19 protein-coding genes are annotated in these 20,360 nt (G+C 69.9%); 12 read left to right on the top strand and 7 right to left on the bottom strand.

Annotation, left to right across the window (positions count from 1 at the left end):
• The first annotated feature begins 16 nt into the window (after positions 1-16).
• From ilvN to serA, 3 genes are all read left to right on the top strand, one after another.
• On the top strand, positions 17-544 hold the full coding sequence (ilvN, locus tag ACIRRY_RS31095) for an acetolactate synthase small subunit (protein WP_329258098.1): 528 nt from the start codon (positions 17-19) through the stop codon (positions 542-544).
• Positions 545-655: 111 nt separating this feature from the next.
• Positions 656-1,654 carry a ketol-acid reductoisomerase gene (ilvC, locus tag ACIRRY_RS31090; RefSeq protein WP_403979005.1) on the top strand — a complete coding sequence of 333 codons (999 nt, stop codon included), beginning with the start codon at positions 656-658 and terminating at the stop codon, positions 1,652-1,654.
• A gap of 393 nt (positions 1,655-2,047) precedes the next feature.
• Positions 2,048-3,637: a phosphoglycerate dehydrogenase gene (gene serA, locus ACIRRY_RS31085; RefSeq protein WP_403979002.1), complete on the top strand. Its 1,590-nt coding sequence runs from the start codon at positions 2,048-2,050 to the stop codon at positions 3,635-3,637.
• A 503-nt stretch (positions 3,638-4,140) separates the two neighbouring features.
• Here serA and ACIRRY_RS31080 read toward each other — a convergent pair.
• Positions 4,141-5,703 (bottom strand): MFS transporter, encoded by a 1,563-nt coding sequence (locus ACIRRY_RS31080; protein ID WP_403978999.1) that lies wholly within the window; start codon positions 5,701-5,703, stop codon positions 4,141-4,143.
• A 123-nt stretch (positions 5,704-5,826) separates the two neighbouring features.
• Here ACIRRY_RS31080 and ACIRRY_RS31075 point away from each other — a divergent pair, with 123 nt between their 5' ends.
• From ACIRRY_RS31075 to ACIRRY_RS31060, 4 genes are all read left to right on the top strand, one after another.
• Positions 5,827-6,414 (top strand): TetR/AcrR family transcriptional regulator, encoded by a 588-nt coding sequence (locus ACIRRY_RS31075; protein ID WP_403978996.1) that lies wholly within the window; start codon positions 5,827-5,829, stop codon positions 6,412-6,414.
• Positions 6,415-6,769: 355 nt separating this feature from the next.
• Positions 6,770-7,345, top strand: a complete 576-nt coding sequence (locus ACIRRY_RS31070) for a DUF4240 domain-containing protein (protein ID WP_403978993.1) — start codon at positions 6,770-6,772, stop codon at positions 7,343-7,345.
• A 181-nt stretch (positions 7,346-7,526) separates the two neighbouring features.
• Positions 7,527-7,814, top strand: a complete 288-nt coding sequence (locus tag ACIRRY_RS31065; RefSeq protein ID WP_403978990.1) for a DUF6355 family natural product biosynthesis protein — start codon at positions 7,527-7,529, stop codon at positions 7,812-7,814.
• 140 nt (positions 7,815-7,954) lie between these two features.
• Entirely contained in the window at positions 7,955-8,341 is a 387-nt protein-coding gene (locus tag ACIRRY_RS31060) for a hypothetical protein (protein WP_403978987.1), read from the top strand.
• 143 nt (positions 8,342-8,484) lie between these two features.
• On the opposite strand, the gene ACIRRY_RS31055 is transcribed toward ACIRRY_RS31060, so the two are convergent.
• The 6 genes from ACIRRY_RS31055 to ACIRRY_RS31030 form a co-directional block, all read right to left on the bottom strand.
• Positions 8,485-9,372, bottom strand: a complete 888-nt coding sequence (locus ACIRRY_RS31055) for a hypothetical protein (RefSeq protein ID WP_403978984.1) — start codon at positions 9,370-9,372, stop codon at positions 8,485-8,487.
• Complete coding sequence (locus ACIRRY_RS31050) at positions 9,369-10,454, bottom strand: protein phosphatase 2C domain-containing protein (protein WP_403978981.1); 1,086 nt, start codon at positions 10,452-10,454, stop codon at positions 9,369-9,371. The genes ACIRRY_RS31055 and ACIRRY_RS31050 overlap by 4 nt, the downstream gene beginning before the upstream one ends.
• 11 nt (positions 10,455-10,465) lie before the next feature.
• Positions 10,466-11,170 (bottom strand): VWA domain-containing protein, encoded by a 705-nt coding sequence (locus ACIRRY_RS31045; RefSeq protein ID WP_403978978.1) that lies wholly within the window; start codon positions 11,168-11,170, stop codon positions 10,466-10,468.
• Between the two features lie 15 nt (positions 11,171-11,185).
• On the bottom strand, positions 11,186-11,962 hold the full coding sequence (locus tag ACIRRY_RS31040) for a hypothetical protein (protein WP_403978975.1): 777 nt from the start codon (positions 11,960-11,962) through the stop codon (positions 11,186-11,188).
• Between the two features lie 9 nt (positions 11,963-11,971).
• Entirely contained in the window at positions 11,972-13,684 is a 1,713-nt protein-coding gene (locus ACIRRY_RS31035) for an Hsp70 family protein (protein WP_403978972.1), read from the bottom strand.
• 293 nt (positions 13,685-13,977) lie between these two features.
• Positions 13,978-15,666, bottom strand: a complete 1,689-nt coding sequence (locus ACIRRY_RS31030) for a helix-turn-helix domain-containing protein (RefSeq protein ID WP_403978969.1) — start codon at positions 15,664-15,666, stop codon at positions 13,978-13,980.
• Positions 15,667-15,806: 140 nt separating this feature from the next.
• Between ACIRRY_RS31030 and ACIRRY_RS31025 the strand changes: the two genes are divergently transcribed.
• From ACIRRY_RS31025 to ACIRRY_RS31005, 5 genes are all read left to right on the top strand, one after another.
• Positions 15,807-16,733, top strand: coding sequence for a proline dehydrogenase family protein (locus tag ACIRRY_RS31025; RefSeq protein ID WP_403978966.1), 927 nt, complete (start codon positions 15,807-15,809; stop codon positions 16,731-16,733).
• 59 nt (positions 16,734-16,792) lie between these two features.
• Complete coding sequence (pruA, locus tag ACIRRY_RS31020; RefSeq protein WP_403978963.1) at positions 16,793-18,424, top strand: L-glutamate gamma-semialdehyde dehydrogenase; 1,632 nt, start codon at positions 16,793-16,795, stop codon at positions 18,422-18,424.
• A gap of 49 nt (positions 18,425-18,473) precedes the next feature.
• Positions 18,474-19,337: an alpha/beta fold hydrolase gene (locus tag ACIRRY_RS31015; protein ID WP_403978961.1), complete on the top strand. Its 864-nt coding sequence runs from the start codon at positions 18,474-18,476 to the stop codon at positions 19,335-19,337.
• A gap of 72 nt (positions 19,338-19,409) precedes the next feature.
• Positions 19,410-19,949, top strand: coding sequence for a GNAT family N-acetyltransferase (locus tag ACIRRY_RS31010; RefSeq protein WP_403978959.1), 540 nt, complete (start codon positions 19,410-19,412; stop codon positions 19,947-19,949).
• 263 nt (positions 19,950-20,212) lie between these two features.
• On the top strand, positions 20,213-20,341 hold the full coding sequence (locus ACIRRY_RS31005; RefSeq protein WP_403978956.1) for a hypothetical protein: 129 nt from the start codon (positions 20,213-20,215) through the stop codon (positions 20,339-20,341).
• The last annotated feature ends 19 nt before the right edge of the window (positions 20,342-20,360 follow it).

The raw sequence follows: 20,360 nt of genomic DNA, 5'->3' as shown, positions 1-20,360 counted from the left end.
GAGAGACGAAAGAGAAATGTCCAAGCACACGCTCTCCGTCCTGGTGGAGAACAAGCCCGGTGTCCTCGCCCGGATCACCGCCCTGTTCTCCCGGCGCGGCTTCAACATCGACTCCCTCGCCGTCGGCGTCACCGAGCACCCCGACATCTCCCGCATCACGATCGTGGTGAACGTGATCGAGGCACTCCCGCTCGAACAGGTCACCAAACAGCTGAACAAGCTCGTCAACGTGCTCAAGATCGTCGAACTGGAGCCGGGTTCCGCGGTCCAGCGCGAACTCGTTCTGGTGAAGGTGCGCGCCGACAACGAGACGCGCTCCCAGATCGTCGAGATCGTCCAGCTCTTCCGCGCCAAGACGGTCGACGTCTCCCCGGAGGCCGTCACCGTCGAGGCCACGGGCAGCAGCGACAAGCTGTCCGCGATGCTCAAGATGCTGGAGCCGTACGGCATCAAGGAGCTGGTCCAGTCCGGCACGATCGCCATCGGCCGCGGCGCCCGCTCCATCACCGACCGCTCGCTGCGCGCGCTCGACCGCTCCGCGTAGAACCGTCTGCGGGCGGCTTCCGCCGCCCGCATTCCGAGACCCCCGAACTTCGACTCCGCCCGCCGTCATACGGTGGGACGCAACACCTGCACACCAAGGAGAGAACCCAAAGTGGCCGAGCTGTTCTACGACGCCGACGCCGACCTGTCCATCATCCAGGGCCGCAAGGTCGCGGTCATCGGCTACGGCAGCCAGGGCCACGCCCACGCGCTGTCGCTCCGTGACTCGGGCGTCGACGTGCGCGTCGGTCTGCACGAGGGCTCCAAGTCCAAGGCGAAGGCCGAGGAGCAGGGCCTGCGCGTGGTGACGGTGTCCGAGGCCGCCGCCGAGGCCGACGTCATCATGATCCTGGTGCCGGACCCGCTCCAGGCCCAGGTCTACGAGGAGTCCATCAAGGACAACCTCAACGATGGCGACGCGCTGTTCTTCGGCCACGGCCTGAACATCCGCTTCGACTTCATCAAGCCGCCGGCCGGCGTCGACGTCTGCATGGTCGCCCCCAAGGGCCCGGGCCACCTCGTCCGCCGCCAGTACGAGGAGGGCCGCGGCGTTCCGTGTATCGCGGCCGTCGAGCAGGACGCGACCGGCAACGGCTTCGCGCTCGCGCTGTCGTACGCGAAGGGCATCGGCGGCACCCGCGCCGGCGTCATCAAGACGACCTTCACCGAGGAGACCGAGACCGACCTGTTCGGTGAGCAGGCCGTTCTCTGCGGTGGTACGGCCGCGCTGGTCAAGGCCGGTTTCGAGACGCTGACCGAGGCCGGTTACCAGCCCGAGATCGCGTACTTCGAGTGCCTGCACGAGCTGAAGCTCATCGTCGACCTCATGTACGAGGGCGGCCTGGAGAAGATGCGCTGGTCGATCTCCGAGACCGCCGAGTGGGGCGACTACGTCACCGGCCCGCGGATCATCACGGAGGACACCAAGGCCACGATGAAGCAGGTGCTCGCCGAGATCCAGGACGGCACCTTCGCGCGTGAGTGGATGGCCGAGTACCACGGTGGCCTGAAGAAGTACAACGAGTACAAGCAGAAGGACGCCGAGTCCCTGCTGGAGACCACCGGCAAGCAGCTCCGCAAGCTGATGAGCTGGGTCGACGAAGAGGCGTAAGCCTCGGGGGCGAGGGGCCGGGGCGAATGCTCCGGCCCCTTTGTCCAACCCGTCCAGCCTCGGACGGGTGATCCTTCCACAGAGGCGCAGGACGACTGTCGGAGCGCCACTACACTGCCGTACTACATACGCGTCAGGCCCACAGCGTCGTGCGTCTCCGCGGCAAAGCGACACCGAGGAATGGCAGGCACACCCCTGCGCCGCCCGGCACGCACTCTCGCCGCACCGGCCAAAGGCCCTAGTAGTTCCGCTACGAGGACCTTCGTCCGGCACACCGAGAGCACGCACCGAACGACACAGGACCGCACCCGCCATTCCCCGGCGCCGCTTCCCCTCCACCGCCTGCGGCCGTCGGGACGGCCGTCCGCACGCAATGGACTTGTGAGGACTCACGTGAGCTCGAAACCTGTCGTACTCATCGCTGAAGAGCTGTCGCCCGCGACGGTGGACGCACTCGGCCCTGACTTCGAGATCCGCCACTGCAACGGCGCCGACCGGGGCGAGCTGCTCCCCGCGATCGCCGACGTGGACGCGATCCTGATCCGTTCGGCCACCAAGGTCGACGCCGAAGCGGTCGCCGCCGCACGGAAGTTGAAGGTCGTCGCACGAGCCGGCGTCGGCCTGGACAACGTCGACGTCTCCGCCGCCACCAAGGCCGGCGTGATGGTCGTCAACGCCCCCACCTCGAACATCGTCACCGCCGCCGAGCTGGCCTGCGGTCTGCTGCTGGCGACCGCACGCCACATCCCGCAGGCCAACGCGGCGCTGAAGAACGGCGAGTGGAAGCGCAGCAAGTACACGGGCGTGGAGCTGGCCGAGAAGACCCTCGGCGTCGTCGGCCTCGGCCGCATCGGCGCGCTCGTCGCGCAGCGCATGTCCGCGTTCGGGATGAAGGTCGTCGCCTACGACCCCTACATCCAGCCCGCGCGGGCTGCCCAAATGGGCGTCAAGATCCTGTCGTTGGACGAGTTGCTCGAAGTCTCCGACTTCATCACCGTGCACCTGCCCAAGACCCCCGAGACGGTCGGTCTGATCGGTGACGAGGCGCTGCGCAAGGTCAAGCCGACCGTGCGCATCGTCAACGCGGCGCGCGGCGGGATCGTCGACGAGGCGGCGCTGTACTCCGCGCTCAAGGAGGGGCGGGTCGCCGGCGCCGGCCTCGACGTGTACGCGAAGGAGCCCTGCACGGACTCCCCGCTCTTCGAGTTCGACCAGGTCGTCTCCACCCCGCACCTCGGCGCCTCCACGGACGAGGCCCAGGAGAAGGCCGGTGTCTCGGTCGCCAAGTCGGTGCGCCTCGCGCTCGCCGGTGAACTCGTCCCCGACGCGGTCAACGTCCAGGGCGGCGTCATCGCCGAGGACGTCAAGCCCGGCCTCCCGCTCGCCGAGAAGCTCGGCCGCATCTTCACCGCCCTCGCGGGCGAGGTCGCGGTCCGGCTCGACGTCGAGGTCTACGGCGAGATCACCCAGCACGACGTCAAGGTGCTCGAACTCTCCGCGCTCAAGGGGGTGTTCGAGGACGTCGTCGCCGAGACGGTGTCGTACGTCAACGCTCCGCTGTTCGCGCAGGAGCGGGGTGTCGAGGTCCGCCTGACGACCAGTTCCGAGTCCGCCGACCACCGCAACGTCGTCACCGTGCGGGGCACGCTCGGCAGCGGCGAGGAGGTCTCGGTCTCCGGCACGCTCGCCGGTCCCAAGAACCTCCAGAAGATCGTCGCGGTCGGGGACTACGACGTCGACCTCGCGCTCGCCGACCACATGGTGGTGCTGCGGTACGAGGACCGGCCGGGGGTTGTCGGCACGGTCGGGCGGGTCTTCGGCGAGGCGGGCATCAACATCGCCGGGATGCAGGTCTCGCGGTCGGTCGCGGGCGGCGAGGCGTTGGCTGTCCTGACCGTCGACGACACGGTTGCCGCGGGCGTGCTGGCGGAGGTGGCCGAGGAGATCGGGGCGACGTCGGCTCGCTCGGTGAACCTCGTCTGAGCCTGGTCTGCGGCTGAGGTGGTGCTGGGGGCTCCGCCCCCAGACCCCCGATCGGCCCTGAAGGGGCCTCGTCCTCAAACGCCGGACGGGCTGAACTTGCTGGCCTGTGCTGAAAAGGCGCCGGACGGGCTGGATTGTGTCGGCCTGTGTTGAGAAGGCGGCGGACGGGCTGGATTGTGTCGGCCTGTGTTGAGAGACCGCCGGATGGGCTGGGTATTGGCGGCCCGCGTTGGGAAAGTGCCGGACGGGCTGGATTGCGCTGGCCCACGCTGAAAAGGCGCCGGACGGGCTGAGCGGTGCCGACCGTGTTTGTACGTGAACGGCGGGGGGGGGGGGGGGGGGGGGGGGGACCCCCCCCCCCCCGGGGGGGGGTGGGGTGGGGGGGGGGGGTGTGGGGGCGGGGGGGGGGGGGGGGGGGGGGGGGGGGGTTTTTTTGGGGGGGGGGGGGGGGGGGGTGGGGGGGGCCCCCCCCCCCCCCCCCGCCGTTTCTGTGCAGTTGGGGCTCACACCGCGGCCTTCGCCGGGGTCTCATGGGCCGGTACCCGCAACCCCCGCAGGGTCCGTGCCGCCGTGAAGGCCGCGCCCAGCAGGAGTAGCGCACCGGCGATCGCCGCGCCGTGCATGCCGTCGGTGAAGGCCTCCCGTGCGGTCGCGATCAGGGCGTCTCCCGTGCGCCCCGGCAGTTGGTGGGCGACGGCCAGCGCGCCGCCGAGGGTCTCGTGGGCCGGGGCGGGGGCCGAGGCGGGGATGCCGTGGCGGTAGACGGCCGTACCGATGGAGCCGAGGACAGCCATGCCCAGCGCGCCGCCGAACTCCGCGCCGGTCTCCATGAGGGAGGACGCGACGCCCGCCTTCTCCACCGGTGCGCTGCCCATCGCGAGATCCATGATCTGGGACATCACCATGACGATCCCGGAGGCGAGGACACCGGCGGCGGCCAGGACCAGCCAGAGGGAGTCGGGGCCGGCGAGGGCGAGCATGCCGTAGCCGCAGGTGGCGATCGCGAAACCCGAGGCGACCACGTAGGCGCGGTCGACTCCCTTCTGTACGAGGGTGGTTGCGAGCGGGGCCGCCATGCCGATCGGCACCGAGGGGAGCAATGCCCACAGGGCCGCCTCCATCGCGCTCTTGCCGAGCACCGACTGCAGATACTGCGTGGTGAAGAAGGCCGAGCCCATCATTCCGAAGGCGGAGAGGAGGTTGAGGAGGACGGAGGGGGCGAAGCCGCGGGCCCGGAAGAGGGTCGGGTCGATCATCGGGGACGCGGTGGTGCGCTGGCGGTGGACGAACAGGGTCGCGAAGAGCAGGCCCACGGTGATCGAGACGACGTACTGGACGTGCCAGCCCTCGGAGGGGATCTCCTTGAGGCCGTAGATCACGGGCAGCACGGCGGCCAGGGACAGCGGGACGCTCGGCCGGTCGAAGCGGCCGGGGGCGGGGTTCTTGGACTCGGGGAGCAGGAACGGGCCGATCAGGAGCAGCAACGCCATCGCGGGCAGGTTGATCAGGAAGACCGAGCCCCACCAGAAGTACTGGACCAGGACACCGCTCAGCACCGAGCCGAGCGCGATACCGCCGGTCATCACCCCGGACCACAGACCGATCGCCTTCGCGCGCTGGCCGGGGTCGGTGAACATCGTGCGCAGCAGCGCCATCGTCGAGGGCATCAGGGTCGCGCCGCCGATGCCGAGGACCGCGCGGGCGGCGATGAGGGTCTCGGCGCTGTTCGCGTAGGCGGCGACGAGGGAGGCCGTACCGAACGCCGCCGCGCCGATCAGGAGGAGCCGGCGGCGGCCGACGCGGTCGCCTATCGAACCCATCGTCATCAGCAGGCCGGCCAGGACGAAGGCGTAGATGTCGAAGATCCACAGTTGCTGGGTGCCGCTGGGCTCCAGGTCCGCGCTGATCGCCGGGATGGCGAAGTAGAGGACGGAGACGTCCATGGAGACCAGCAGCAACGGCAGCATCAGGACGCCGAGGGCGGTCCATTCGCGGCGCCCGGCAAGGGAGTTGGGGGTGCCGCTCGCGGGGTCGGTGGCGTTCGTCGAGCTCGGTGAGTTCGTCATGACAGTGAATGTACGCACGTCTTAAACGCTTGTCTAGAACGAATGTGTAAGTCACTCGTCTAAGCCGTACGTATAAATCGTGCGTCTAGGACGGTTGTATGGATCGGCGGTAGGGTGGCGCGCATGGGACACCGTGAGGATCTGCTCGAAGGCGCGAAGCGCTGCCTGCTGGAGAAGGGGTTCGCGCGCACGACGGCGCGCGACATCGTCAAGGAGTCGGGGACCAACCTCGCGTCCATCGGCTATCACTACGGCTCGAAGGACGCGCTGCTCGCACAGGCGTACCTCGCGCTCGTGGAGCAGGCGTCCGATGCCTTCGAGGGCGACGAGGGTACGGAGTTGGGGGGTGAGCCCGGGTCGCTGGAGCGGTTTCGGGCGGTGTTCTCGAACATCGTCGCCACCATGAGCCGGCCGGGTTCCATGTGGGGGCTCGGCATGGAGATCATGACCATGGGCGACAAACTGCCCGACGTACGCGACCAGTTGGCCCGGGCCCAGCGCGAAGGCGGCCGGGGCATGGTCGCGTTGATGACGAGCGTCCCCGAGACGGACATCACGGACGAGACCGCGGACTCCCTCGGCGCCTTCTACATGACGATGATCACGGGCCTCATCGCCCAGTGGAACTTCGACCCGACGAGCGCGCCGGATGCGGAGCAGCTCACGGAGGGGTTGCGGCAAGTGCTGGACGGTGTGGGCAAGTTGGAGTGAGCCGCGGGGTGTTCGGCGGACCGTGGTGCCGGTGCCGGTGCCGCCACCGCCCCGCTCGGCCGCGTACGCCGGTACGACCGAGAGCAGCAGGAAGAAACTGAGACTGGCGCCGACCATGCTGACGAAACGGAGGAGGAGGGGGCGGGTCAGGAGCGGGGGGTGTGGGTGTGTGCGTGAAGTGGCTTGGGGTGTGGGGGAGTTGGGCGTGGCGGGGTTGGGGCAGTCGGGGGTCGGGCCGGTCGTCATGTCGTCGACAGTAGAGTTCTGCCGGATCGGCGGGCAGCTCCAATTCCGGCGCACTGGACCGGGGTCGGGTGGTCCCCGCGATGTCAGTCCCCCCTGTCACAGTGGGGACGTGGACGACGACACCTTCTGGACCCTGATCGAGAACTGCCGCACGCGGACGCCCGACCCGGACGAGCGGGTGGCCTGGTTGTGTGGCGAACTGGCGCGCGGGCCCGAGCCGGAGACCGTGGGGTTCCAGATATGTCTGGACCGTGCGCTGACTCCCACGAACACCTGGGATTTGTGGGCCGCGGCGGACCGGATCATGGGCTGGAACTCCGACGACAGCTTCTTCTACTTCCGGCTCTGGCTGGTCGGGTTGGGCCGGGAGGCGTTCGAGCGCGTGGCCCGCGATCCTGACGCCCTGGCCGAACTCCCGGACGTACGGCGGCTCGTGGGCCGGCACCAGTCGGACTGGGACGAGGAGGAGTGGCTTGTCTGGGAGGAGTTGGACTATGTGGCCGGGCAGGCGTTCGTCCAGGTGACGGGCAGGACGGAGGAAGACTTCTACGAGGTCGTCGAGGCGCGCGGCGGTGAGGATCCCGAGTCGGCGGACCCGGCCGGTGAGCGGTGGGACGCGAGCGACGACGAGCAGGCCAAGCGGCGCATTCCCCGGCTCAGCGGGCTGTTCCCCGGACATCGATGACGGGGGTGGGGTGCTCTGGCTGATCGCTGCGCACACGGCGCAGGGTACGGGCGAACGTCACTCGATCGGCGACGCGGCAAATCGATTCTCCGGGTGAACGGCTCGGCGTTCCACCGATCGCGTCCGTCGACGCGGCGATGGTGGGGCCGGTATCCGACTGATCGCCGATCAAGGAGTTCCTTTGCGAGTTCGTCGTGTCGTGACCAGCGCCCTCGGTGCCGCTGCGCTCGTGCTCACCTCTCTCGGGACGGTGGCAGTCGCCGGTCCCGCGTCCGCCGGACCGTGCGGCTTCTACAAGACCAGTACCGACGCCTACTACCGACACTGCACCACCGACGACTCGCGTGTCGTCATCAAGGTCAAGGTCGCCCTGGCCCGCGACCATGAGCTGTGCGTCAAGCACGGCACGACCTGGCTCGGTTCCGCCCGGAAGATCCAGGGCGCCTACTACGTCGGGCGGACCTGCTGATCGACTTCCCGCTCCGTCACCCACACGAGCGGCTTCACCGCCGTTCACCCGTATGGCCGCTGCGGGTGGTTCCTCGCCTCCTCCATGATCACGGTGCGATCGCGGTGCAAGCGGGCACCGGTCGGAGCGAGGAGCAGGCAGTGAACGTACGTAAGAAGATCACCGTGTTGGCCATGGCGGGCGCGCTGGCGCTGGGGATGGCCTCGGCGCAGTCGCCGGCGAGTGCCACCCCGGTGAAAGCCGTGCAGGCCGCGAGGGCCGAGTGCGGTGTGCGTTCCGACGCCCGGCTGCACTGCGGCAACAGGGCCGGCGCGAAGGGCTACGCGGACCGCTCCTACCGCTCGGCCACCCGCGGCCAACTGAACGGCACCTTCAGCTGGTTCCAGTGCTGGGGCCACGGCGACCCGCACCCGGGCGGCAATGACATCTGGTACTGGACCCAGCTCGACAACGGCGCCTGGGGCAACGTCCCCGCGGTCGACGTCTCCACCGGCCAGGACCCGGCACCCGGCCTGGCGCAGTGCTGAAGTCCCCGACGGATCAGCCGACTTGAATGCTCAGCGGGCCGGTGCCGGGACACCGATGACGTGATGGATCGCTGACGCGGTGTGGATCATCCGCCCGGCGATGCCCTCGGCCTGGGTCTCGGGCTCGGTCTCGGTCTCGGTCTCTAGGGCAGTACCGAGTTCCAGTACCGGTACCACTCGTGCATCGGTGGGCGGGCGGTCGGCTGGTCCGACAGGGCGCGGCGCAGGAGGTGGAGGCCGGTCGGGTTCAGGGTGCCCTGGAGGTCCATGGGGTCGCGGCTGACGCTGCCCATGTCCCGGCCGACCAGGGTGCGCAGGACGTAGAGGCCGTACTTGTAGCGGTCGGAGGCCTTGCTCTGGACCGTGCCGCCCTCCGGTTGTGCCCAGTCGGCGCCGTGGAGTTGGGGGAGCGGGGAGACACTGCCGGTCACGCGGACGGCGTCGCAGTCGACGACGACCAGGCCGCAACCGCCCCCGGGATCGGCCCAGTAGAGGACGTTGCGCTGGTTGAGGTCGCCGTACACCACGCCGATGCCGTGCAACAGGCCGAGTACGACGGCCAGTTCGCGGCAGAGTGCGCCGCGCTGGCCGAGCCGGGCCGGGACGATGCCGGCGCCCTGGTTGTCCTCCAGGGTGGCCATCAGGTGCTGGACGTCGCGCGGGCGGCGCACGATCTCGCCGTTGAACCGCCTGAAGGGGTGGAAGAAGCGGTCGGGGATGCGGCGCATCAGGATGCCGCAGGCTCTGGAGTCGTCCCGGACCAGACGGACGGGCCACATGGTCCGGCCGTCGAGGATCTGCCGCTGATTCGGCGTGAGGCGTTCGCGCAGGGCCACGACGGCCAGCATGGGTTCGGCGAAGCCGTCCGGCAGGGAGTGGTGGTACTCCTTGTAGACCAACGGGCCGGGGCAGTCCGGGAGTTCGAGATCCGGGACGGCGTACACCATGGCCTGACCACCCCGGTCGAGCGCCTCCATGGTGCCGATCTTGTCCCTGGTCAGGACCAGATGGTCGCGGCTGGACACCGTCATGAGGACCAGATCCCCACGACGGTACGGTCGTCGGTGAACGTGGAGCGCTGATAGTCCACCTGCGCGGCGAACGCGTGCGGCTCCGGCGGCCGTCGCCAGACCGAGCGCAGCGCGGCGCCCACCTCGCCGCTGCCGTCGCCCAGGGCGTCGCCGACCCCGTCCGTCATCAGCACCACCGCCTCGTCCGCCGCCAGCGTGAACGTCGCCCGGTGCCAGGACTCGCGGCCCAGCAGCGGCAGCGCGGCCGTGGTGCCGGTGACGACCTTCGTGCCGCCGTCCGCCTTGAGTTCGGTCAGCGGCAGCCAGCCCTTCGCGTCGCTCAGCGTCCACGCGGTGACATCGCCCACCCACAACAGCAGTGCCTCCCGGCCAGCCTCGGGTCCGGTCTCGGGCCCGGCGGCGACCGGCACCACCGCGTAGACCACGGCCGCCGAGGCCAACTGCGCCACCGCGCCCAGCGACAGCACGCCGGTCTCGCCGGTCTCCCGGGCGAGGGAGTGATGGACCGCGCGGACCACCGCCTTGGCGCTGTCGCGCAGCACGGACTCGCAGTCCAGCCGCTCGGGTGCGACACCCGCCCGCAGTTGGGTCGCGAGGGCGAGGCAGCCGGTCTCGGCCGCCGCCTCCGCCGCGAGATGCGACAACGCGCCCTGGGACACCCCGTCGGCGACCGCCGCGACGAGCCAGTCGTCGGTGCCGTAGAGGCAGTAGTCGTCCTGCCGCGGAGTGCCGACGTGCCGGTGACCGTCGCCGCGCGTGCTGGCGGCCCGTACGGTCAGCGGTCCGTGCCGGGCCCCGTCGAACACGGTGTCCGGCTTGCGCCAGCCGGGGCAGGCGGGCACCGGGAAGTTCCCGTACCCGGCGTGCGGCTCGGCCGGGACGGCGAGCCGGGGCAGCACCTCCTCGTGCGAACCGGGGTCCCCGATCCGGAAGCCGCAGGCGGCGAACTCCTCGGCACCGACGCCGGCGCCACCGACCTCGCCGACTTCATCGCTGCCGTCCACGCCCTCTGCGTCCTCTGCGTCCTCGACATCTTCTACGCCCTCTACGCCCTCTACGCCGTCGATGCTCTCCGCGGTCATCCGGGGCCCCCTCAGTCCTTCCAGGGGATCTCCTCGTCCATGGGGACGGGGATCACCGCCTCGGTCTGGAATCCGGGGTCGAGGACGAACCCGTCCGCGCCCTCCTCGGTGCCCTTGGCCGAGGCCAGGACGCTCTGGATCAGCACCTGGGTGGTGTCTTTGATGGCGTCCGCGGCGGTGTGCCCCTCCGCCACCGTGTAGGCATGGAATCGGTCCTTGGGGTGGACCAGTTCGGCCAGCGTCGTCGGATTGGTCTCGCCGACCCCGAACGGGACGACGTTCGGAAAGTTCGTGCCGGTCACCAGCGTGTCGAACTCCCGGTGCCACACGTCGTCGGCGTCGGTCGGCTCCCCGTCGGTGATGAAGAAGATGGCCGGCCGGTGGAACGAGAAGTCGTCGGCCCGCAGTTGCTCGGTGTCCGTCTCGATCAGTTCGCCTACGAGGCGGAAGGCGGCGGCGTACGAGGTCGCCCCGTCGGCGGTCAGCAGCGGCGGCTTCTGCACATCGCGCAGATCGCTGAGCGGCACGCGCAGATCGGCCCGGGAGGAGAACTCGACCAGACTGAAGCGGATCTTGTCGCGCAGGGTGGGGTTCTCCCGCAGCAGGTCGCACAGGGTCGGAATGATGTCGTTGACGGCGTCGATCGGCTCGCCGGACATCGACAGCGAGGTGTCGATGACCACGTAGAACGGCAGCAGAATGGCCTTCGCGGGCATGGTGTCTCCCGGGGTTCAGGGGTGTTGGACTGGGGAGCCGAACTGCGCGGCGAGGACGGTGAAGACCGTCGCCCGCACGTACGGCGGCCTGCCGGGCACGACATAGGCCGGGATGACGACGTGCCGGATCGGGGCCTGGTCGGAGGCGGACTGCCACAACTGGTACCTGTCCGGCGCGTAGGCACTGCCGGGCGCCACCTCGAAGTCCCAGCGGAAGGCCGTACCCGTGTCCGCGATCGCGGCGCGCAGGGCGTTCACCTGCGCGCACAGGGGTTCCGCGAGCGACGCGACGTGCTTCTCCGCGTCGGGACCGGCGCCCGCGGCGTAGGACCTGAACAGCTCGCGCACCTCGCTGTACATGGCCGGCAGCGCGCCGAACAGCAGTCGGCACAGCCGCCGGACGAGGGTCATGCGCCGCTTCTGCATGTCGGTCTCATGCAGGCTCGGGCAGTACGACGCGACCGTCATACAGGTGGGCACCACCGTGAGCTGCACCAGATCCTTGAAGTCGGCCGCCAGGGTGTGGTGCCGCTCCTCGGCCGCGCCGCTCAGTTCCTCCCGGAGCTGGTTGTGGAGCAGCAGCAGGTTGTTGAGCTGCGCGTCCTGAGCCTGCAGCGCACTGGCGAAGTCCGTGCGCAACTGGCCGATGTCCTCCTGCCGTTGCTGCGACAACCGGTGCAACTGCTTCGCGTACTTGGTGAATCCGGCGCCGATGTCCCCGAGGTACTGGGCCATCGCAGCCGCGACATCGTGCGGCTGCTCCCCGTCGGGCTGTTGTGCCTGGTATGTCATCGCGCCGCCTCACGAACCGGTGTCGGGGTTGAAGGACAGGGCCGTCCTCAGGGTGTGGCCGGTGTGGACGTTGCGGGACGTCACCTGGATCTCCGTACCGCCGAAGCACATGGAGATCTCGACCTTCCGGTCGTCGATCGGCAACTTCATGGCACTGCCCAGGTCGATGGCGACCGTGCCGAGGACCCGCACGTCCCGGCCGGTGGAGTAGCGGGGGTCCTTCTCGGTGGTCGCCAGCAGGTCGTACCGGATCTGGGCTTCGTCGTTGCGATTCGGGACCAGATCGTTGGTGACGGTCCGGTCGATGCCCACGGAGTCGCCGTTGCGGACGAACACCAGGTACCGGTCCCGGCACCGGAAGATCCCGCGATCGTCCACGAACCGCAGCCGCACGGGGTCCACGTTGTCCTCGAAGGCCAGGCTGCAACTGATGCCGTAGGTGTGTTCCATCGTGCGGGAGGAGACCACGTCCGGCCGGTACGTGTAGTGGACCGCCCCGGCCAGCACCGCCCGCGCCGGGTCCGGCGGGATGAGCAACTCCACGGCGGAGCCGTACCGCTTCTGCAGGAAGGCCGTCAACTGGCTGCGCAGATACGGCGATTGGGCGAAGCCGCCGACCAGGACGATCCGGATGCCCGCCTTGCGGTCGCCCAGCAGCTTGCGCATGTCGACGATGCGCTCGGAGACGAGGTGGGTGAGCGGCCGGACCACTCCGTCGAACAGGCGGTCCGCGTCGGCGGAGTCCACGAGGACGTGGAAGTCCTGGCCGCCCTGCATCCGCGCCAGCCGCTGCAAACCCCCGCGGCTGTGCAGCAGTTGGTAGATCTTCCCCGGGATGGTGATCGACAGGGGAGTGTCCCGGCCGATGTCGTGCTGCCGTTTCGCGCCCTCGAAGGCGTCCAGCATCTCCTGCAACGCGTCCGGCGCGTGCTGCTCGATGTGGTCGAGGAGTTCGGCTCCGAACCGCGGCTTCACCACCCCGGTCAGAAACCGCTCGTTGATGTACGACGATCCGAGGTCGCCGCCCGCCGTGTGCCCCAACTGGGCGAGTCTGCCGCCGGGTTCGGGGCGGTAGGCGGCGATGTCGACGGTGCCGCCGCCGCAGTCCACCACCATGATCGGCAGCTCGGCCGCGCCGGCCGGGGTCCGGGCGAAGGCGTGGATGGCGGCCGCCTCCGGCTCGGTGATCAGCAGCAGCCGGTCCGGTGTGGCCGGGAACCCGGCGCGTTCGGCGGCCTTGCGCATGGCGTTGCGCTGGTATTCCGTCCACATCGCGGGGACCGTGAGGCACCAGCGGATCTCGTCCTCGCGGTACCCGCCGTCGGTGATGTGCTGGACGGCCACGTCCCGCAGCCGCCGCAGATAGGCCGCGATCAGCGGGAGGGCCTGGGCGGGTGTGCCGTTGAGGTGTCCGTTCTCCGGCGCGTCACCGGCGCGCAGCCACATCTTGAAACCCTGGACCAGCCGGAGGTCCCCGGCGCCCGAGCGCATCCCGGCGTTCGACAGCGCGCGGCGCGCGGAGTACCCCCAGTCGATCACCTTGTCCTGGCCGTCCAGGAGCACGGCGGTGAGGTTCTTCGGGTACACGACCGGCTGGTCCTGCCACTGGTCGAAGTAGTAGATCTTGCGGTCGGCCTGGTCGTTGACCGAGTCGACGGGACACCAGGCGAAACCGGACCCGTGTGTTCCGAAGTCGACGGCGGCCACTACCCTGATCGTCAAAATTTCCCCCTGAGCCCGTCGTCGCGCCGCCACGGCCCCCGTCGGACGTGGTGTGGCGCATGCGCGTGCGCAAGGGAGCCGCCGGGACCGGCAGCAGCCGGACCACGGCACGCTTCAGTACTCGCGTGACTACCGACTCCCCCGCTCACGCTGCCTGTTGGGCGTGTGATCAGCGTGGCACAAGATCCCCTTTTTCGGACAGGGTGAGTGGTTCAAATACGCATCCGGCCCGTGGCGCTGCGTAGTTGAGGTCATCCCTTCGTGACCCGCCCGCCCCGTGCAGGGCGCGGTCGTCACAGGCGGTGACTCTTCAGCGTCATGTGCAGCAGCAGCCGGTCCTCGCCGTCGTCCAGATCCAGCCCCGTCAACTGCTCGACCCGGGACAGCCGGTAGTACAACGTCTGCCGGTGGATCCCCAACTCGGCCGCGGTACGCCCCGCTTGGCCCGCACGGTCGAGGTACACCTCGGCGGTACGGGCGAGTTCGTGGTGCGCGGGGGCGAGCAGCGGCGCCACGACCGGATCCTGCACGGCCTCCGGCGGCAGAGCGGCCAACAGCCGGTACGGCCCGATCTCCGCCCACTCGACCACCGCCCCGAACCGCGGCTCCACCAGCCCCGCCCGACACGCGGCCGTGGCCTCCTGCCACGCGGCACCGAGCTCGGCGAGACCTGTCCGGGGGGCGCCGATACCGGCGACGGGGGCGGTCTCGCGCGGCGGTCGTGGGGTGGTGGTGTGCGTGGCGGGGGTGCGTGCGGTGGTGGAAGGCCGGTGGGTGGTGCTTGCCACGGTGGCCTGTCCGTCGGCCGGCTGCCGAGGGGTGCCGCTTGCCGCCGTGGTCCGGCTGTCGGTGGGCTGCGGTGGAGTGTGGCTCGCCTCTGCAACCCGTCCGTCGGTCGGCTGTCGTGAAGGGGCACTCGCTCCCGTGACGCGGCTGTCGGTCGGCTGTCGTGAAGGGGCACTCGCCCCCGCGGCCCGTCCACCGGTCACCCCCCGCGATTCGGTGCCCGCCCCCGGCACCCGCCCATCCGTCGGCGCCAGTGCTGCCGTGCCGGCCTCCGGCCCCTGCGCGTTCTTGGGCGCCTGTGTCGCCGAGCCGGCCCCTGCCCCCTGCGCATTCTTCTGTACCGGCGCCGTCGCGCTCGCGGCCGGCCCCCGCACATTCCTCTGCGCCTGCGCCGCCGCGCTCGCCTCGGCCCCCCGAAGATCCCCCAGCACCCGCGCCGCCGCACTCGCAGCCGGTGTCCGTACATCCGTCGTCCGCAGCCGTACCAGTACCGCCAGGCTCTGCTGGCCGGTCGTGCCCCACGGCACCGTGCACAGGGCGGTCGCGTGCGGGACCGTGCGGGCCGACGGGGTGTCGTCCGGGTCGGCGGTCGACGGCCAGGGGGCCACGCAGACCACCGTGTGCGGGCCGTCGCCGCGCGCGCCCAGCGCCGTACGCAACGCCGCCACCGCCATGTCCCGTTGCCAGCCGCGCTCGGCCGTGAGGACCGCCCGCAACTCACGGGTGAGGTCGGCGCCCGCCTGGGCCTCGTCCGCGAGGAGTGCGCCGATCCGGGCTGTGACCTGCATCGCCGCCGCGAGCCGCGCCTCGCCGGGGCCGGGATCGTCGTCGTCCAGGAGCCAGACGTAGCCGAGGACCACACCCCGATGGCGTACGGGGAGGCAGATACGGCCGCGATAGACCCCCGCCTCGGGGGTCGGCGGGATGCGGACCGGACCGGTCGCCCGCGTGATGCCGAAGCCCTCGAACCACGTGCGGATCGCGGCCGTGGAGCGCCGGGTCAGGATCGAGCGGGTGCGGACCGGGTCCAGCGCGGACGGGTCCAGGTCGCCCTCACCGTCGTAGGCCCCGAAGGCGATCAGCTCGAAGTCGCGGTTCTCCAGGGTCGCCGGGGCGCCGAGGAGCTCCGAGATCTCGTCGACCAGCTCCTGGTAGTCGCCGGTGGAATCGGTGGTCACCCGGGCATTCTCCCGCATTCCCGCGCCGAATCCCGGTCGCCTTCATACATCTGTCTGAGATCTGTGGCACGGATGCGTGACAGCTGTCGATGGTCGACGATCGGAGAGATCCCTAGGTTTCACGGTGGTCCTGTCTGCTGGTTCTGTGGAGGTGCCCCGTGCTGGGTCCCGTGATTCTCGCCGCCTCGCGCAGCGATCAGATGCGTCGGCTGATCTCGGCGGCGCCGGTGACCAAGCAGGTCGTCGACCGCTTCATCCCCGGTGAGACCGTGGACGAGATCGTGCCGATCGTCCGTGACCTCACGGACAAGGGTCTTGAGCTGACGATGGACGTCGTCGGCGAGGACATCACCACCCCGGAACAGGCCGCCGCCGCCCGCGACGCCTATCTGACCCTCGTCGACCGCCTCAAGGACCTCGAACTGGGCACCCGGGCCGAGATGTCCATCAAGCTCTCCATGTTCGGGCAGGCGCTGGAGGGCGGTCACGAGCTGGCCCTCGCGAACGTCCGGCCGGTCGTCGAGGCCGCCGCCGCCATCGGTACGACCGTCACGCTCGACGCCGAGGACCACACCACCCTCGACTCGATGTTCGCGATCCACGAGGAACTGCGGAAGGACTTCCCGCAGACCGGCTGTGTCATCCAGGCCTACCTCTTCCGCACCGAGTCCGACGCCCGCCGCCTCGCCGAGGCCGGCAGCCGCGTGCGGCTCGTGAAGGGTGCGTACAAGGAGCCCGCCGAGGTCGCGTACCAGCAGAAACACGAGATCGACAAGGCGTACGTCCGCATTCTGCGGATCCTGATGGAGGGTTCCGGCTACCCGATGGTCGGCTCCCACGACCCGCGCCTCATCTCCATCGCACAGGAACTCGCCCGGCGCGCCGGACGCAAGCTGGACGAGTACGAGTTCCAGATGCTGTACGGGATCAGGAGCGAGGAGCATCTGCGGCTCGCCGCCGAGGGACATCGGATGCGGGTCTACACGGCCTACGGCACCGACTGGTACGGCTACTTCATGCGGCGCCTCGCGGAGAAGCCGGCCAACCTCCTCTTCTTCGCACGATCCACCCTCACCAAGGGCTGACCGAGGCCGACCAGGCATTGACCCCAACACCCGCTCACGTACAAGGAGTTACGGATCCCATGGACGCTGTGACCCAGGTCCCCACCCCCGTCAACGAGCCGGTGCACGGCTACGCGCCCGGCTCTCCCGAGCGTGCCCGTCTTGAGGTCAAGCTCAAGGAGCTGGCCGAGAACCCGATCGACCTGCCGATGACCATCGGTGGCGAGCGGAGGCTGGGCGGCGGCGAGCGCTTCGACGTCGTGCAGCCGCACAACCACAAGGCGCGGCTGGGTACTTACGCCAACGCCACCCAGGACGACGCCCAGGACGCGATCGACGCGGCCCTCGCCGCCGCGCCCGCCTGGCGCGCGATGTCCTTCGACGACCGCGCCGCGATCATCCTGCGCGCCGCCGAACTCCTTTCCGGCCCCTGGCGCGAGACCCTCGCGGCGTCCACCATGCTCGGTCAGTCCAAGACCGCCCAGCAGGCCGAGATCGACTGTCCCTGCGAGCTCGTCGACTTCTGGCGCTTCAACGTCAAGTACGCCCGCGACCTGCTCGCCGAGCAGCCCCCGGCGAACTCCCCGGGCGTCTGGAACCGCCTCGACCACCGCCCGCTCGAAGGCTTCGTCTACGCGATCACGCCGTTCAACTTCACGGCGATCGCGGGCAACTTGCCGACGGCGCCCGCGCTGATGGGCAACGTCGTGGTGTGGAAGCCGAGCCCGACCCAGACCCACTCGGCCGTCCTCCTCATGCAGTTGCTGGAGGAGGCGGGTCTCCCCAAGGGCGTCATCAACCTCGTCACCGGCGACGGCATCGAGGTGTCGAAGGTCGCCCTGGAGCACCGCGACCTCGCGGCGATCCACTTCACCGGGTCCACCAAGACCTTCCAGTACCTGTGGAAGACGGTCGGCGCCAACATCGAGAAGTACCGCACCTACCCGCGTCTCGTCGGCGAGACCGGCGGCAAGGACTTCGTCGTCGCCCACCCGAGCGCGGACCGCGCCGTGTTGAAGACGGCGCTGACCCGGGGCTCCTTCGAGTACCAGGGCCAGAAGTGCTCCGCGAGCTCCCGGGCGTACGTCCCGGCGTCGATCTGGAACTCCGGTTTCAAGGAGGAATTCGCCGCCGAGGTCGAGTACTTGACCATGGGCGACGTCACCGACCTCTCCAACTTCATCGGCGCGGTCATCGACGAGCGCGCCTTCGCCAAGAACAAGGCGGCCATCGACCGCGCCAAGGCGGACCCCAACTGCACGATCGTCGCGGGCGGTTCGTACGACGACTCGGTCGGCTGGTTCGTCCGCCCGACGGTCGTCGAGTGCAGCGACCCGGCCAACGAGGTGTTCACCACCGAGTACTTCGGCCCGTTCCTCGCGGTCCACGTCTACGAGGACGACGCCTACGACGAGATGCTGACCCAGATGGAGTCGGTATCCGACTACGCACTCACGGGTTCCGTGATCGCGGGCGACCGCGCGGCGGCGGTGTACACGATGGAGAAGCTCCGCTACGCGGCCGGCAACTTCTACATCAACGACAAGTCCACCGGCGCGGTCGTGGGCCAACAGCCCTTCGGCGGCGGCCGCTCCTCCGGCACCAACGACAAGGCCGGCGCCCCGCAGAACCTGACCCGCTGGACCCTGACCCGCGCCATCAAGGAGACCCTGGTCGCGCCGACGGACTACACATACCCGCACATGGGCTGACGGGACAGACCGGATACACCGGGAGCCCGCAGCGGGCAGACTCCCCGTCATGACCCCAACCCGTAGGGAAAACACGGCGGTTACGGCGGACGACGGAGTACGGCTGTGGGCCTCCCGGTCCGGCCGTGGCACACCCGGCAGCACACCCCTGATGCTGTGCCACGGCGGGCCCGGGCTGTGGGACATGTTCGAGGGCGTGGCCGGGATGCTCGACTCCCGCGCCACGGTGGTCCGTTGGGACCAGCGCGGGGGCGGCCGGTCCGAACCGTGCGCGGGCCCGTGGACCACCGACCGGTTCGTGGCCGATCTCGACGCCGTACGACGGCACTTCGCGCTGGAGCGGATCGTGCTGCTCGGCCACTCCTGGGGCGCGTCGCTCGCCCTGAGCTACGCCCTCGCCCACCCGGACCGGGTCGCCGCCCTCGTCTACGTCAGCGGGACCGGCATCGGGCCGCACACCGACTGGCACGGCGCCTACGAGGAGAACCTTCTCGCGCGCCTCGGCGAGGACCCCCAACGGCTCGCCCGCTGGCGGGAGTTGCCCGGCGAGAGCCGTGAACGGGCGGTGCTCCAGTGGTCCGTCGAGTTCGTCGACCGGGAGCGCGCCGTCGAGCACGCGGAGTCGATGGCCGAGCCCTGGTTCGCCGTCAACTCCCCCTGCAACAAGGCCTTGAACGCCGAAGCGAAGCAGTCCGCCGGCAGCCCCGCCCTGTACGCCGCCTGCCAGGCCCTCGATCTGCCGGTGGTCATCGTGGACGGGGAGCGGGACATCCGGCCCCGGTCGGCCGTCGACTCGCTCGCGCGGGCGCTGCCCCGGGTGCGCCGGGTGACCCTGGCGGACGCCGGGCATCTGCCGTGGGTCGAGGACCCGCACGGATTTCGCGACGCGGTGATCACGGCGGTGGACGCATGACGGCGATGTGGTCATGACAGCTCTGCGGCGATGACGGCCACGCCGTGAGCCCCCGTCTCCGATACTGACCCCGTGACCATCCGTATGCGCACCGCCCACACGGCCGACCTCACCCCGGCCGACCTCCGCGCCGCCCGCGCGCTGCTGGACGCCGCCTTCGCCGGTGACCTCACCGACCAGGACTTCGAGCACGGCCTCGGCGGCGTGCACGCCCTGCTCGCCGACGAGGACGGACTCGTCGCGCACGGGTCGGTGGTCATGCGCCGGGTGCGGTACCGGGGGCGCTGGCTGCGGGTCGGGTACGTCGAGGGGGTGGGCGTGCGGCCCGACGCCCGGCGCCAGGGGTACGGGGGGCTCGTCATGGCCGAGCTGGAGCGGGTCGTCGATCACGCCTACGACGTCGGGCTGCTCGGTGCCAGCGACGACGGGGCCCGCCTCTACACCGCGCGCGGCTGGCGGCTGTGGGGCGGCAGGATCTCCGCGCTCGGGCCGGACGGCATCGTCCATCTCCCCGAGGAGGAGGACAGCACGTATGTCCGTCCCGCGCTCGCCGGGCCCCTCGACCTCGGCAGCGATCTTCTCTTCGACTGGCGTGACGGGGATGTGCTCTGACAGCCGGTAAACAGAAACCGCAGGTCAGGTGCCTGTGACTCGTTTCACCGTCTCAGATAGTAGGAAGTCCGAGTAATTGTGGAGACAGATGCGCGGTCCTGTCCTAGCTTTGTAGGAGCCGAACGTCTCGCTAGACCAAGCGAATGGCGGTCGTGAGCCGGACAGCATGCAGGCAACCCCTGTGGTCCGTTGCTCCCCGCCCCCTCCGGCGTCTCGTAACCCCCTTCCGCACTCCCAGGAATTATCGAAGGAGTCGATTCTCCATGGCCGAGACGACCGTCCGCCGCGTCCGCCACGTGCCCCGCACGAGCGAGTCCGAGCGCAAGAACGCCGCCGCCGCCCTCCAGCGCGCCCTCGACCGCCGGGACAACGGCGGCGAGACCGGCCACTGAGCCACCTGACTGGCAACAG

This window comes from Streptomyces sp. NPDC101776, assembly GCF_044766845.1.
Taxonomy (GTDB): Bacteria; Actinomycetota; Actinomycetes; order Streptomycetales; family Streptomycetaceae; genus Streptomyces.
This window is presented reverse-complemented; position numbering and strand designations above follow the sequence as displayed.

Bases quoted from the DNA above. Each gene is read 5' to 3' on its own strand.
- ACIRRY_RS31015 (WP_403978961.1), top strand. From the start codon at position 18,474: ATGACCCCAACCCGTAGGGAAAACACGGCGGTTACGGCGGACGACGGA.
- ilvN (WP_329258098.1), top strand. From the start codon at position 17: ATGTCCAAGCACACGCTCTCCGTCCTGGTGGAGAACAAGCCCGGTGTC.
- ACIRRY_RS31055 (WP_403978984.1), bottom strand. From the start codon at position 9,372: ATGACGGTGTCCAGCCGCGACCATCTGGTCCTGACCAGGGACAAGATC.
- ACIRRY_RS31045 (WP_403978978.1), bottom strand. From the start codon at position 11,170: ATGCCCGCGAAGGCCATTCTGCTGCCGTTCTACGTGGTCATCGACACC.
- ACIRRY_RS31075 (WP_403978996.1), top strand. From the start codon at position 5,827: ATGGGACACCGTGAGGATCTGCTCGAAGGCGCGAAGCGCTGCCTGCTG.
- ACIRRY_RS31040 (WP_403978975.1), bottom strand. From the start codon at position 11,962: ATGACATACCAGGCACAACAGCCCGACGGGGAGCAGCCGCACGATGTC.
- ACIRRY_RS31080 (WP_403978999.1), bottom strand. From the start codon at position 5,703: ATGACGAACTCACCGAGCTCGACGAACGCCACCGACCCCGCGAGCGGC.
- pruA (WP_403978963.1), top strand. From the start codon at position 16,793: ATGGACGCTGTGACCCAGGTCCCCACCCCCGTCAACGAGCCGGTGCAC.
- ACIRRY_RS31030 (WP_403978969.1), bottom strand. From the start codon at position 15,666: ATGCGGGAGAATGCCCGGGTGACCACCGATTCCACCGGCGACTACCAG.
- ACIRRY_RS31005 (WP_403978956.1), top strand. From the start codon at position 20,213: ATGGCCGAGACGACCGTCCGCCGCGTCCGCCACGTGCCCCGCACGAGC.
- ACIRRY_RS31050 (WP_403978981.1), bottom strand. From the start codon at position 10,454: ATGACCGCGGAGAGCATCGACGGCGTAGAGGGCGTAGAGGGCGTAGAA.